Raw genomic sequence first — 13,568 nt, forward strand, 5'->3', positions numbered from 1 at the left:
ACCTAATAAGTATCACAAAACGGACTATAGGCATGAGCGGTAATCCCAGCAGCAACAACACCGGGGAATGGTGGCGTAACAGCGTTATCTACCAGATTTACCCCCGCAGCTTTTGCGACGCCAACGGCGACGGCATCGGCGACCTTCAGGGGATCTGCCGCAAGCTCGACTATGTGAAATCCATTGGCGTCGATGCCATCTGGATCTCCCCGTTCTTCAAGTCCCCGATGGTTGACTTCGGCTACGACGTTTCCGACTACCGGGACGTTGACCCGATTTTCGGCACCCTCAGCGACTTTGACCAGGTGATCGAGAAAGCCCACGCGCTGGGCCTGAAGGTCATCATCGACCAGATCCTGAGCCACACCTCGGACCTGCACCCCTGGTTCGAAGAGAGCCGCCAGAACCGCGACAACCCCAAGGCCGACTGGTACGTGTGGGCAGACGCAAAGGAAGATGGCAGTGCACCAAACAACTGGATGTCCAACTTCGGTGGCAGCGCCTGGCGCTGGTGCACCCGTCGCCGTCAGTACTACCTGACCAACTTCCTCAAGGAACAGCCGGACCTGAACCTGCACAACCCGGAAGTTCAGGAACAGCTGCTGGCAGACCTGAAATTCTGGCTCGACCGCGGCGTCGATGGCTTCCGCCTGGACGCCATCAACCACGCGTTCCACAACCGTTCACTGCAGGACAATCCGCCGCGTCCGGTGAAGCTCGACAAGAACGGCCTGCCCCCGGTGAACAGCTACGAATACCAGTGGCACATCCACGACAAATCCCAGCCGGAGAACCTCGAGTTCCTGCATCGGGTGCGCCTGTTGATGGACCAGTACCCGGGCTCCACCACCGTGGGTGAAGTGGGTGACGACAACACCCACAAGATCATGGCCGATTACACCACCGAGGAACGCCTGCATATGGCGTACTCCTTTGACCTGCTGGCGGAAGACTGCAGTGCGCAGTTCCTGCGCGAGACCCTGGAGAAGAACCGCCGCGTGACTGAGGAAGGCTGGCCCTGCTGGTCCATTTCCAACCACGATGTGCCGCGCTCCTTCAGCCGCTGGAACAAAGGGTTTGATACGGAAACCGCATTGGCCCGCGCGCCGCTGTTCCTGCTGATGCAGCTGATGCTGCGCGGCAGTGTGTGCCTGTACCAGGGCGAAGAACTGGGCCTGCCGGAAGCGGACGTGGCGTTCGAGGATCTGCAGGACCCCTACGGCATTAACCTGTGGCCGGAATTCAAGGGCCGCGATGGCTGCCGTACGCCCATGCCGTGGTTCAACGGCGGCGAGATCAATGCCGGCTTTTCCAAGGTAAAACCCTGGCTGCCGGTTGCCGAGGAACACTACCACCTGGCGGTGTCCCTGCAGGAAGACGACCAGCACTCAATGCTGAACCGCTTCCGCGCGCTGCTGAAATGGCACGCGGAACTGACCCCGGCACTGGCCACCGCGGAACAGCAGATTTTTGATACCGAAAATGATCTACTGGTATTCGAACGCCGCACCCAGGACGAATGTTATTTCATCGCCCTGAACCTCGGCAGCGAAGCGGCATCCCTGGCGCTGCCGGAAGAGTTTGCCGGTTGCGAAGACATTTCCCCGGCAGAGTTCGGTGGCAGTGTGGCCGGCTCGGCAATCGAACTTCCGGTTGCCGGTGCGCGGGTTTTGCGTCGTAAAACGTCATAAATTTAAACGGAAAGAAAAACACACAAAACGCCCGTGAGGAATTCGGCGCTTATTGTGGAAATAGGTAAGAAATTGGCGCGAGGTTAACTGCCTGCGCCGAACCTTGGGCCGCCTGCGGGCTCAAAAGGTTACCTCTCAATAAGATCGTCAACATTTGTTGCTCTCTCGTCAAAGCACGATTCCAGACCTTCTGGAAAGTTTGAAGCCGGCTACTTAGCCGGCTTTTTTTTTGCCTGCTATTTCACGCACTTCTCCGGTCGACTCTTTTATAGGAAAAAAGTCCCACAAGGGTACCTGCAGAAATTCCTATAAGCGGCGCCCCCGTCATTCTGAATGAATGTAAAAAGCGCCAAATCAGCACCCTACCATGCCTCTCACTTGCCCTGGTGCCGTCCACCGGAACCGGATGCAGGCTCATCCCGCGGCCAAATCGGGATACACCGACGCGCCGCTTTGGGGAAATTCACAGGCTCAGGTTATGCACTCGCTGCAGGGACTCGTTCGTCCCCGAAAAACCGGCCTGCAATTGGCTCGCAAGAGCAGATGAGGTACGCATGCAACGCCCTTCCACTTTTCTGAAAAGCACCTTCAAGAAATTCATGCTTGGCAGCAGTCTGGTACTGGCGGCATCCGCGGTATTTGCGCCGGTTGCCCAGGCCGGGGATTACCCGTATCCCTATCAGCAGCACAGATCCATGACCGACGGCAGTGCCTGGTGGCGCCGGGATGTAATGGGGGGAGCACCGCATATCATTATCGACATCAGTGAACAGCGTGCCTATTTTTACAAGGGTGGTCGCCTCGCCGGTATTTCTCCGGTAGCCACCGGTATCGCCGGCTATCGCACGCCCACGGGCAGCTTCCGGGTATCGGAAAAAGACATTGACCACCGTTCCAACCTGTTCGGCCACTATGTGGACCGCGCCGGCTACGTGCGCAAATCCAGCGTCGATGTACGTCGCGACAGACGCCCCGCGGGTACCGTGTTCCGCGGTGCCTCCATGGACTTCTTTATGCGGGTCAATGGTGCCGTGGGCATGCATGCGGGCAAGGTAACCGGGCGTCCGGAGTCTCACGGCTGTATCCGCCTGCCCTGGCATATGGCAAAAATCTTTTATGAAAATTCGCCGGTGGGCACCAAGGTGACCATTCGCCAGTAACATTACGCAAGTAAATAACAAGCAAATAAAAAGGGCAGCCATCGGCTGCCCTTTTTATTTTTGATATCGCTAAATTACCCCAAGCTGCCCAGCACACTGCGCATGGTCCAGAAATCCCAGCCCTCTGGCAGCAGCGCGCGATCTTCCTCACTGGCGACAATCCCGCGACGGTGTTCCGGCCACGCCAGTACCGCCACGCCCTCATACCCGGTAAAACGCTGGAACAGTATCGGGGCGGGCAGCTTGCGCTCCAGCTGTTCGCACAGTGGATGCCAGGAGAGCGGCAGTTGCCGACGCGCGCGGGACCAGTCGCGTTCGTTTTCCGGCTCCGATTCCTGCGCTGGCAAACTGACACTGTCGAGCTGCGCACTATGCCGTGTGTGACTGGCCTCCAGTGCACTGGCATCCGGCAAGGTGAGTACGCCCATCGCCTGCTGTTGCGCACAGAGCACACAGGCATCGATGGACAAACCCAGCTGGGTACCGCGTTCTACCGGCACAAACCAGTCGTGCCCTGCAGGCACCTGCCACTCGCAGAAGCCGCAAGTACCGCTGTCGGCAGAATCCGGTTCGATCGCGGAAAGTGCCTGCACCACTTTACCCGGTGCCCAGAAGTTGGCCTCGTCGCCGGGAAAAAATTCCTGCGCATACTGGCTAACGTGCCAGTGGAAGCTGAAGCCGGCGGCAACGCGCGTGCGGTCACGCGGCCCCAGGCTGCGGAAGCCGCGGTGGTTGACCTTGGCCAGGCAGTATTCGCAGGCGTGGGTGGTTTCCAGCCCCGGCGCGGCAAGCGCCTCGCGCGCGGTGCCAATCCACACCGCCTGTGCCGGATCTTCCAGAGCGCCACAGCAGCTCGCCAGGTGCACGCGCTGGAAAAACTCCCGCCGCACCTGCTGATCTTCCACTGCGGCCACATCTACCGCGTACACCATTACCGGGTGTCCACGATACATCCAGCCGTGCTCGGTCTGGTCCAGATCACCCAGGGTCACTTCCATACCCTTGATCAGGGCCTGCTCGATAGAGCTGTCCCGGGGCTCGATCGCCTCCTCGGGTTCTGGAGACTCTACGGCTTCCGCCTCGGGCGCTTCCTGCAGTGCGGTATCGCCGTCGGCGTCCGCCGCGGCAGGCGCAGAAGCCCCCATGCCACTAATGGCCTGGGTGAGCGCTTCCAGATGCCGGCTCCAGCGTCCCATCAGAAGGATTCCTCTAGGATACTGTGGATCTTGGTTTCAGAATTGGTAATCACGCGAAAGGCCACCCGCTTGGATTGGTCGATATTCTCACTGCCATCCGCATTGTATATGGGCCGCGACGATGAATATCCGACCGCCGCCACATTCTGCATCATCCATCGGTTGTAGGACGTGACCGCATCCAGGGTGTAGACAAAGCGCAACACCGAGCGCGCGCGGTCCTGGGACAGCCGCAGGTTGTTGAAGTACATGGCGTGGCGATCGCTGGACTGCCCCCAGCCGGAGCTGGTGTGGCCCTCGATCCGCACTGCTTCGATGGACGCCCTGAACGGTGCCAGTACGTTCATGTAGCGCGGAAAAAACTCCTCGAACACCACCTGGTAGCTCGCATTGAGCTGCGCTTCACCGGTCTCAAACATTGCATCGGAGTTATTGAAGGCAATGGTCAGGGTATCGCGATTGATGGTGGCTCCCCAGCGGCGCAGGTCCGGGGCGAACTCCCGCTGCAGGGATTCATAGATCGCCAGCTGGTTTTCCTTGTAGGACATGGCGATGGTGCGGATTTTCTCGCGCTCGATCATCACCGAGCGCATCATCGCCACCGCGATACACAGGAACACCATCATCAGGCCGGCCATCAGGTCCGACACACTGATCCAGGAGGCATCCCCTTCGCCTCTCTCGCCACCGGTCCCCTTACCGTATCCCCGGCTTCGTCCCTGAGTTCCCGGCCACTGGGCCATTAGGCCATTTCCTCACGGGGGCTGTGCGCCTGCTGCTCGGCGCGCCCTGCGGATTCCGACAGGCGCTGCATCTGCCCGATCAGCTGACGGTAATCCCGGGTGAACTGGCCACTGATCGCTGCCAGGGCCTGCCCCATGGCGCTGATCACGCCCTCGATTTCCTCTTCCATACGACGCTCTACCATCTGGTACTGCTTGCCGATGGTGTTTTCGGAATCGCCAATGCTCTTGCGGATAACGTGACTGAGGGCATCCACCATTTCCTTGTGGGTGCGCGCCTGTTGCAGCGCCAGCTCCTGCATGCCATTGCGATGGGTAGTAACGGATTCCTGCACCAGGGACTGGATAAAGTCCGCATCCAGGCTCGACATTTTCTCGAATGCACCGGAAACCGCCTGGATCTGGGCGCCGAGCAATTCGCTCTGCTGGGCAATGCTGACCAGGGACTGCTTCATGTCGCTGGTCATCACCTGCTGCACCACATCGATGCCATCCACAAACTGGGCAATGCGGTCGCCCAGCTGCGGCATGACTTCCTGAACCTGCGCACTGACCTGACCGTAGCGCTCCAGCTGTACATTGAGCGCCTGCATCTGCTCGCGCACATCCTTGCCAAACCCCTGCATGCCTTCAAAGAATTGCGGCACTTCCGCCAGCTGTTGATGTACCTGCTGCAGATCCCGCGCCACCTGCACCATACCGATAACCGCGGTGTCGCAGTGTTCGGACCAGTACTCGACGCGCTCTTCGTGCGCCTTGTATTCCTTGCTCAGCGTGGCAACCATGGCATCGAACTGGGCGAAGTTCTCACCGAAACGGGTCATGTTCTCACCGAACTGCGCTTCCACGCGCTCGTTGAAGCGCTGCACCACCTGTTCCATTTCGGAAACCAACGCGCGGGAAATCTGCTCAGAAAATTCCGTCAGCTGGTTTTCACTCTGCTTGAGCTGGCGCTCCTGCCCTTCCACCAGAGCGGCCTGCAGTTGCTGCAGGGACTGCTGGATATCTGCCAGTTCGGTCACCGGCCCGGCACTGTCACCGGGAATCGGGATAAAGCGGGTCAGCGCGCGCAGTACGATGGAGAGACCGATACCGCACACACTGGTAATAAACGCGGTCTTCAGGCCATCCAGCAGGGTCGCGATACTCTGGTCGATATCCACCAGACTGAATTCAAACAGCCCGATAATCACCCCGGTAAAAGTGCCGAGAATACCGAGAGAAGTCAGCAGCCCCGGTGCCTGCTCCACAAACTCGCCGCCGCGACGGACAAAGCGGCACACCACCGCCAGGGCGAACAGTGACAACATCAGGTACAGGAATCCCTCGGTCACCGCATCCGGGCTGAGAGCAAGAAATACAGAACGTAATAATTCAGACATGTTGTTTTTCTCGAGACTTTTTCAAATAGGTACTCAAAAAGCGTGCTCAAACAGCGTGTACTCAGCCCTTCAGTTGCAGCACAAATTCCTGAAAGGATTCCCCGGTCGGCAGGCGGCCAAGGTGGTGGCTGTACAGGCGGTAATTCGGCAACAGCCGCATCAGGTCCGCGGTACTGCCCAGATTGCGCGCACAGCGTTTAGTGGAAACACCGGTAACTGCCACGCGACCATCCTCCAGTACTTCAAACATCGACGGCCGCTCCGGCTGCTGCGCAGACTTGTACACCAGGAAATGTAGCGTCGCACCGGTATTCATACGCTCCGCCAGCAGGTCTCCCAGTGCCTGAACCTGTTCCAGGGAACAGTAATTCAGTAGGTCCCACAGGAAGGCCCCATCCAGTCGCGCGCCCTTGTCAAAACTGAACATGGACTCGCTGAAGCCGGTGCCCTCACCGTGGGTCTTTTTTCGCCACGCCAGGGATGCGTGCAGGTCCTCGACATACAGGGCACCCACTTTCTTTTTCAGTGCATCGATATTGCGGCCGTTTTTACGTCCACAATCGAGCACGGTGCTTGCCGCGGGTAGTGCGGCCAGGGCCTTTTCAATACCGGCAAATTCGAGACGCTCATCGTCCTTCACGGTATTGAAGTAGGCACTGACATCGGAGGCTCCACCACTGCGCACCTGATTGCGCGAGGTGACACTGTCGTATTCCAGGAAGTGCTCGGTCACGTTCTGGTCCATGCCCTCCCGCTTCATCAGTGAATTGAACAGGCTGAACCGGTCCATGCACTTGAGTAGGGTTACCGTGGAATGCCCCTTGGACGGGACTTCCGGGTACTCGGGGTCATCCACGTACTCGAAACAGAAATCCTCCAGCAGGCGGAAACGACGCGGCTTTTCCGGCTGGTTGCGGCCGGTATAGCGCATGGTGTGCAGAATCGTGCCCTGCTTGAGGTGCGGCTTGAGTAACTGGATCAGGTGTTCGATGACCTCCAGATCGAGGAAGTTGAGCAGATCCCAGCACAGAATGACATCGAATTTCAGGTTGGCAGGCTTGGGTAGAAGGTGCGCTTCCAGCGCCGCCAGCGGATCACTGCAGGATTGGTTTTCCGTCAGGTATTCCACCAGGTCTTCGATATGACACTGGCAATTTAGGCCGAGAAAAGCCTGGGTGGTCCCGGATGAGAGCGGTCCAAGATCGAGGATTCTGTCCCCACTTTTGACCATCTCGGTCGTTAACGCAGCGAGGCCAAAAGAACGGTGTTGCATCGGTTATCGCAAAGGTTCGGGGCGTGAGCCTGGAATTGAAAAGCGGCGCCGTCAGAGGGACCAGCGCCGCTGTCGAGTCATCTGCAATCAGCTATCCGCTGACTCGACTTCCTTGGCCGCATCCTTGGCGCTGTCTTTGGGGGCAAAAGACTTTTTCGCAGCAGCGACACGCGCCGGTGCTTCATCCTTAGGCGGCAGGTTCGGGTGAACCAGCTTCTCTTTGAATTCGCTGTGACGCGCTTTCATCTCGTCATCGGTATCGACCATATCCATGGAGCCGCGGAACTTACCGCCGTCGTCCAGCTGGATACGCGGGGCAATCAGGTTGCCTTTGACTACCGCGGTGTTGCGGATCTCAATCAGCTCGTCTGCCAGCGCATCACCGGTCAGGGTACCGTTGATCACGATATTCTGCGCGTGGATGTTCGCGTTGATTTCACCTTCGCGACCGATGGACAGGTCGTGGCCTTCCATGATCACGGTACCTTCGATGGTGCCTTCGATGTGCAGGTCTTCGGTGCCGATCAGTTCGCCGCGGAACTTGATGTTTTTACCGATCACAGAGCGATCCTTCGCCATGGTGGATTCGAGTTTGTCCGCAAACGGACGCTCGCTCGCACCATTTTCGTTCATACCGGAAAGAAAAGAATTGGAGTCCAGATTTGCGTCTGGTTTGGGATCGAGAGGGTTCGCCATTGTGCCACCTAACTGTAACCGTAGAGAGAGTTTATGTTTTTAGGTAAGCAGCGTTTTTAGCGCTTTTTTCCACTGGTTCCCATAGCTGGTGAGACAAAAATCAAAGCGTGCGCCAAGTTTGTGAGCGCCCTCACACAAAATCGCTCCGGTTTACGGAACTATTTTTGTGGGGCGCATAAAAACCATTCAGGCCTGCCCAAAAATAACACAGGCAATAAAACTCGGTGCTGATGAAATACTGATTAAATCAGCGAAAAAACACGCACTTACGCACCCGGGGTTTTCACAAAATAATCGTGCGCAGCGCGATTTACCCGGCCGGACAGGCGCAGGGTGGACACCATGGTAGGGATCGCCATCACCGCATACATACCGATAATCAGGTTGTTGACGATATTTAGCGAGGCCACCGCACCAAATACGATCAGCAACAGGTAGAGGATGGTGTAGATCACCTGAAAGCGGTTGCCAAACAGGAATACAAAACACTTCATGCCGTAATACCAGAAAGTGACGATGGTACTGAAGGCCAGCGGTACCACCATTACCAGCAGCAGCACGGGACCCCAGCCACCAAACACGCTGCTAAAGGCATTCGCAGTGAGCGATACCCCTTCAATGCCCTCGCCGTGCTGCCACACACCGGTAAGCAGAATCACCAGCGCGGTACAGGTACAGATGATCAGGGTATCCACAATGGGGCCCACCATCGCCACCACGCCCTCGCGCACCGGCTCGGTCGTCTTGGCCGCGCCGTGGGCCAGAGACTCGGTGCCGATACCCGCTTCATTGGAGAAGGCGCCGCGGCTGATACCGGTGGCGATCACCGCGCCCAGCGCGCCGCCGGCCACGGCTTTGCCGGTAAACGCATCGGAAACAATCAGTGCGAATGCCGCGGGAATTTCCTGCCAGAAATAACCGATCACGCCCAGGGTCAGTAACAGGTAGAACACCACCATTGCCGGCACGATGCGCACCGCAAAGCGACCGATACGCTGGATGCGCCCGGAAATCACCACCAGCGCGGCCAGCGCCAGGGCAACACCCAGGCCGAGTTCGAACACAAACGCATTATCCGCAGAGACCCAGCCCAGTGGCTCGGCAAAAGAAACCCGCAACAACTGCACCGTCTGGTTGGACTGGAAGGAAGGCAGTAGGCCGCACAGGCCGGCAATGGCGAACAGATATGCCAGCGGCTGCCAGCGCTTACCCAGTCCTTCGCGGATCACATACATGGGGCCGCCCTGGATTTCGCCGTTGCTGTCGCGGCCGCGATACATCACCGCCAGGGTTGCGGTGTAGAACTTGGTCGCCACCCCCACCAGTGCGGTCACCCACATCCACAGGATCGCGCCGGGACCACCGGTACTGATGGCAATCGCCACCCCGGCAATATTGCCCAGACCGAGGGTACCGGATAATGCCGTGGACAGTGCCTGGCGGTGGGGAACCTGGCCGGGATCATCGGGATCGTCGTACTTGCCCCGCAGCAGATCAATGCTGTGGCCAAGGTGGCGATAGGGACGGCCGCGGGAGCTGACCAGCAGAAACAGGCCGCCGCCGACCAGCAGCACCAGTAGCGGCGTGCCCCAGGCGTAGGCGACGAAGGTATTGAGTGCGGAATCCAGGGATTCGATAAATGACATGAGAGGTTTTCCCGGCGGGGTTCAGTACGACAAGCGGGATATGCTCGCGCACTGGGGGGAAAATCTCAAACCTTCTCCGACCAGGGGAACCTGTTGAGGGGCAGAGGCTGCCGGGGACGAGCCTCTCACAATCGAGCCCGGGGAATACCGGCTACCCGAACTTACACCACCGCATCCGCAACAACCTGGCGTGCCCCCAGCTGGCTTTCGATCAGTTCCAGCGCCTCGGATTGCATGGCGGCAGACGCAGAACTTGCCCCAGTCACATCGCCGCGCTCGATCGCGTCATACAGTTTTTTATGGTTCGCGTAGCTGGCGCTCTCCACCCCCTTGATACGGTTGGTAAAGCGGATACTGACCCGCAGCGCCGTTTCGATAAAGCTGCCCAGCTGAATATAGAAGGGGTTGTTGGTGGCGTTGAGGATATTGATATGGAAGGCGATGTCCGCTTCCACGGCATCGCCGAGACCGCCCTCCGCCGCTTTCATGCGGGCCAGCGCGTCCTCGATTCCGGCAATGCGATCGCGATCCTGCTCCGCGGCAGCCAGTGCCGCGGCTTCCTTTTCGATCGCTTTGCGCAGCTGCATAAACTCTCGCAGCATTTCCAGCGAGGGGGAGGCGCGCAGAATCCAGTCCAGCACATCCGGATCAAACAGGTTCCAGCGCGCACGGCTCTGAACCCGGATTCCCTGGCGTGGGCGCGAGGAGATCAACCCCTTGGCGGTCAGCATCTTGATCGCCTCGCGAGTGGCGCTGCGGCTGATGCCGTACTCCTCGCACAGGCTGGCCTCGGAAGGCAGGCCATCGCCGGGCTGGTAACGCCCGCTGGCGATGGTTTCCCCCAGGGTGTGTACCAGTTGTTGTGTCAGATTGCGTCCACTGTGGTATCGATCCACGCTCAGCCCCTCATCATTGTTATTGGATAAATATGTCAAACATCACCGGTGCCGCCAAGCCCGCTCGCCGGCGCGCGGGAATACCGCCGGGCGCCACAACCCGGAACACCCCGTGAAACCTGACGTTGGATTGTCCGCCAGCCATTTAGCATATAATTGCGATAAATATTGTAAACGTTTACATCCAGTGATACTTTAAAAATCGTCTCCGGAACATGACTTCGGATTCACAAGCCGTTCAGCCTGAGAAAAAGTGCAAAAAGCACTCGCTGAAAATCACTCAGCACCAGGCTGATCGCAATTAAGCCGGCCCAATAGCACCGGCACAGGCGCCCACCACCGAGCGCCAAACGTCACAAGTAGTAATAACAACAACCAATACACCGTGACACGCGATGAAAAGAGAAGGTCCCCACACCCTGGGCGTGGTCCGTCCGCGCGACGCTGCTGCACAGGTTTATCTGGCCGCGAGCCTGGCATTGTCATTTGCCGTGCCCGCTGTAGCCGATGATCCGGCACTGACACTCTGGTTCGATCACCCGGCACAGGACTGGGAGACCGAATCCTTGCCCATTGGCAACGGCGCCCTCGGTGCGGCTGTGCAGGGCGGGGTCGTCCGCGACACCCTGCAATTCAATGAAAAAACCCTGTGGACCGGTGGCCCCGGCTCCAGGGAAAACCCCGCTGCGGGTTATGACTACGGTATTCCCACACAATCGCGCGTCGGCGAACTGGCCGCAGTGCGCCAGCAACTCAAAGAAAAAGGCGCGTTAAAGCCCGAAGACGTCGCCGGGGTACTCGGCAACAAGATCACCGCCTACGGCAACTACCAGAGCTTCGGTGACCTGGTACTGGCGTTTCCCGCAGCCGACTCGGTAAGCGATTACCGCCGCTCACTAGACCTGTCCAATGCCACCGCCCGCGTCAGCTACCGCGCAGACGGCGTCCACTTTTCCCGCGAGTATCTCGCCAGCTACCCCGATGAAGTGATTGCGGTACACCTGAGTGCAGACCGGCCCGGCAGTATTAATTTCAGTGCACATCTGCAGGTACCCGATAACCGCAGTGCCGAGGTCCATACACGGGGCAAACGTGTAACCATCAACGGCCAGCTGCACGATAACGGGCTCGCCTACGAAACCCAGCTGCAGGTGATCACCGAGGGCGGCGCGGTACAGACGGCTGAAAATGGCACCCTCACCATTACCGGCGCCGACCGCGCCACCCTGCTGCTTGCTGCAGGCACAGAATACGCGGCGGAGTACCCGCAGTACCGCGGCCAGAATCCCCACAGGATGGTGCAGGCACGCCTGGACCGGGCCAGCCGCAAAGCCGCGAGCGATGGCTACCCGGTCCTGCGCGCTGCCCATGTGGCGGATTACCGCAACCTGTTCGCACGGGTCGACCTATCCCTGACTTCCAACGCCATACAAAACCCACCGCCCATTGATCGCTGGCTGGAAAACTACGCTGGTGGCCATGGGCAATTCGATCGCGCCCTGGAACAACTGTATTTCCAGTACGGCCGCTACCTGTTGATCAGCAGTTCGCGGGACGGGTCACTGCCGGCCAATTTACAAGGGGTGTGGAACAACTCCGCTACACCGCCATGGAACGCCGACTACCACGCCAATATCAATCTGCAGATGAATTACTGGCCCGCGGAAGTCACCAACCTCGCGGAAACCACCGGGCCCCTGTTTGATTTTGTCGATAGCCTGCAGGCACCCGGCGGCGTGGCCGCGGAAAAACTTCTCGGAGCTCGCGGCTGGACGCTGTTCCTGAATACCAATATCTGGGGTTTTACCGGGGTTATCGACTGGCCCACCGCCTTCTGGCAACCGGAGGCTGGCGCCTGGCTCGCGGACCATTACTACGAGCACTACCGTTTTAGCGGCGATGAAAAGTTCCTGCGCGAGCGCGCCTATCCTGTGATGCGCGGCGCCGCACAGGTCTGGCTGGACAGCCTGATAAAAGACCCGCGCGACGGCCGCCTTGTCGTCTCACCGAGTTATTCCCCGGAGCACGGGGACTTCACCATCGGCGCCGCCATGTCCCAGCAGCTGGTCAGGGAACTGCTGCACAACACCCGCGATGCCGCCACCCGCCTGGGTGATACCGCTTTCGCCAGCGAACTGAACATCGCCCTGGAATATCTCGATCCGGGTCTGCGTATCGGCAAGTGGGGTCAGCTGCAGGAGTGGAAACAGGATCTTGACGATCCGGAAAACCAGCATCGCCACGTCTCCCAGCTTTACGCGCTGTTTCCCGGCGATGAAATCGGCCACCACACCCCGGCACTGTTCGATGCCGCTCGCACCTCACTCAACGCCCGCGGTGATGCCGGTACCGGCTGGAGCCGCGCCTGGAAAATTTCCCTGTGGGCACACCTGGACGATGGCGACCGCGCACACAAGATTCTCGCCGCGCAGTTGAAAGACAGCACCCTGCCAAACCTGTGGAGCACCCATCCCCCGTTTCAAATAGACGGCAACTTCGGCGCAACCGCAGGCATCGCCGAAATGTTGATCCAGTCCGATGATCACGCCATACAGCTGCTCCCCGCTCTGCCCAGCACCTGGCCAACGGGCCATATCACCGGCCTGCGCGCGCGCGGTGGTGTGACGGCCGACATGCACTGGCGAGAAGGGAAGCTGACCCGTGCACAACTGTATGTGCACAGCGATCGCGATATTCAAATCCAGCTGCCCGACAACAGCCAACACAACCTCGCCGACTACACGCTGCGCGAGGTTGGCAGCCAGAAAATTCTCGCCCTCACCGGAAAAGGCAATCGCCGCAGTTTCTCCGCCAGGGCCGGAACCCGCTATCTCCTGAGTCGTAATAACCAAAACTCCGCGGCCGGGCAGGGATAGCAAATGCGG

10 protein-coding genes are annotated in these 13,568 nt (G+C 59.0%); 3 read left to right on the forward strand and 7 right to left on the reverse strand.

Translation table 11 applies throughout. The annotated features are described in order from the left end of the window. Nucleotides 1-32 precede the first annotated feature (32 nt). Both ACONT6_RS14555 and ACONT6_RS14560 read left to right on the forward strand, forming a co-directional pair. A complete protein-coding gene (locus ACONT6_RS14555) occupies nucleotides 33-1,691 on the forward strand; it encodes an alpha-amylase family glycosyl hydrolase (RefSeq protein WP_428819159.1) in 1,659 nt (552 codons plus the stop codon). A 554-nt stretch (nucleotides 1,692-2,245) separates the two neighbouring features. Then, complete coding sequence (locus ACONT6_RS14560) at nucleotides 2,246-2,851, forward strand: L,D-transpeptidase family protein (protein WP_428819160.1); 606 nt, start codon at nucleotides 2,246-2,248, stop codon at nucleotides 2,849-2,851. A 74-nt stretch (nucleotides 2,852-2,925) separates the two neighbouring features. On the opposite strand, the gene ACONT6_RS14565 is transcribed toward ACONT6_RS14560, so the two are convergent. The 7 genes from ACONT6_RS14565 to ACONT6_RS14595 form a co-directional block, all read right to left on the reverse strand. After that, complete coding sequence (locus tag ACONT6_RS14565) at nucleotides 2,926-4,047, reverse strand: hypothetical protein (RefSeq protein ID WP_428819161.1); 1,122 nt, start codon at nucleotides 4,045-4,047, stop codon at nucleotides 2,926-2,928. Next, nucleotides 4,047-4,790 carry an OmpA/MotB family protein gene (locus ACONT6_RS14570; protein WP_428819162.1) on the reverse strand — a complete coding sequence of 248 codons (744 nt, stop codon included), beginning with the start codon at nucleotides 4,788-4,790 and terminating at the stop codon, nucleotides 4,047-4,049. The genes ACONT6_RS14565 and ACONT6_RS14570 overlap by 1 nt, the downstream gene beginning before the upstream one ends. Continuing rightward, nucleotides 4,790-6,172 (reverse strand): hypothetical protein, encoded by a 1,383-nt coding sequence (locus ACONT6_RS14575; protein ID WP_428819163.1) that lies wholly within the window; start codon nucleotides 6,170-6,172, stop codon nucleotides 4,790-4,792. The genes ACONT6_RS14570 and ACONT6_RS14575 overlap by 1 nt, the downstream gene beginning before the upstream one ends. A gap of 61 nt (nucleotides 6,173-6,233) precedes the next feature. Next, the gene (locus tag ACONT6_RS14580; protein ID WP_428819164.1) at nucleotides 6,234-7,445 is read right to left on the reverse strand and encodes a hypothetical protein; all 1,212 of its coding nucleotides are present in this window, start codon (nucleotides 7,443-7,445) and stop codon (nucleotides 6,234-6,236) included. A gap of 87 nt (nucleotides 7,446-7,532) precedes the next feature. Further along, on the reverse strand, nucleotides 7,533-8,141 hold the full coding sequence (locus ACONT6_RS14585; protein ID WP_428819165.1) for a bactofilin family protein: 609 nt from the start codon (nucleotides 8,139-8,141) through the stop codon (nucleotides 7,533-7,535). A gap of 266 nt (nucleotides 8,142-8,407) precedes the next feature. Then, complete coding sequence (locus ACONT6_RS14590) at nucleotides 8,408-9,787, reverse strand: alanine/glycine:cation symporter family protein (RefSeq protein WP_428819166.1); 1,380 nt, start codon at nucleotides 9,785-9,787, stop codon at nucleotides 8,408-8,410. A gap of 161 nt (nucleotides 9,788-9,948) precedes the next feature. Beyond that, on the reverse strand, nucleotides 9,949-10,683 hold the full coding sequence (locus tag ACONT6_RS14595) for a FadR/GntR family transcriptional regulator (RefSeq protein WP_428819167.1): 735 nt from the start codon (nucleotides 10,681-10,683) through the stop codon (nucleotides 9,949-9,951). 395 nt (nucleotides 10,684-11,078) lie between these two features. Here ACONT6_RS14595 and ACONT6_RS14600 point away from each other — a divergent pair, with 395 nt between their 5' ends. After that, nucleotides 11,079-13,559: a glycoside hydrolase family 95 protein gene (locus ACONT6_RS14600; protein ID WP_428819168.1), complete on the forward strand. Its 2,481-nt coding sequence runs from the start codon at nucleotides 11,079-11,081 to the stop codon at nucleotides 13,557-13,559. The last annotated feature ends 9 nt before the right edge of the window (nucleotides 13,560-13,568 follow it).

Source organism: Microbulbifer sp. MCCC 1A16149 (assembly GCF_050368945.1).
Lineage (GTDB): Bacteria > Pseudomonadota > Gammaproteobacteria > Pseudomonadales > Cellvibrionaceae > Microbulbifer.

Coding starts and splice junctions, on each gene's coding strand:
- ACONT6_RS14570 (WP_428819162.1), bottom strand. CDS start 4,790: ATGGCCCAGTGGCCGGGAACTCAGGGACGAAGCCGGGGATACGGTAAG.
- ACONT6_RS14575 (WP_428819163.1), bottom strand. CDS start 6,172: ATGTCTGAATTATTACGTTCTGTATTTCTTGCTCTCAGCCCGGATGCG.
- ACONT6_RS14565 (WP_428819161.1), bottom strand. CDS start 4,047: ATGGGACGCTGGAGCCGGCATCTGGAAGCGCTCACCCAGGCCATTAGT.
- ACONT6_RS14560 (WP_428819160.1), top strand. CDS start 2,246: ATGCAACGCCCTTCCACTTTTCTGAAAAGCACCTTCAAGAAATTCATG.
- ACONT6_RS14590 (WP_428819166.1), bottom strand. CDS start 9,787: ATGTCATTTATCGAATCCCTGGATTCCGCACTCAATACCTTCGTCGCC.
- ACONT6_RS14580 (WP_428819164.1), bottom strand. CDS start 7,445: ATGCAACACCGTTCTTTTGGCCTCGCTGCGTTAACGACCGAGATGGTC.
- ACONT6_RS14600 (WP_428819168.1), top strand. CDS start 11,079: ATGAAAAGAGAAGGTCCCCACACCCTGGGCGTGGTCCGTCCGCGCGAC.
- ACONT6_RS14555 (WP_428819159.1), top strand. CDS start 33: ATGAGCGGTAATCCCAGCAGCAACAACACCGGGGAATGGTGGCGTAAC.
- ACONT6_RS14585 (WP_428819165.1), bottom strand. CDS start 8,141: ATGGCGAACCCTCTCGATCCCAAACCAGACGCAAATCTGGACTCCAAT.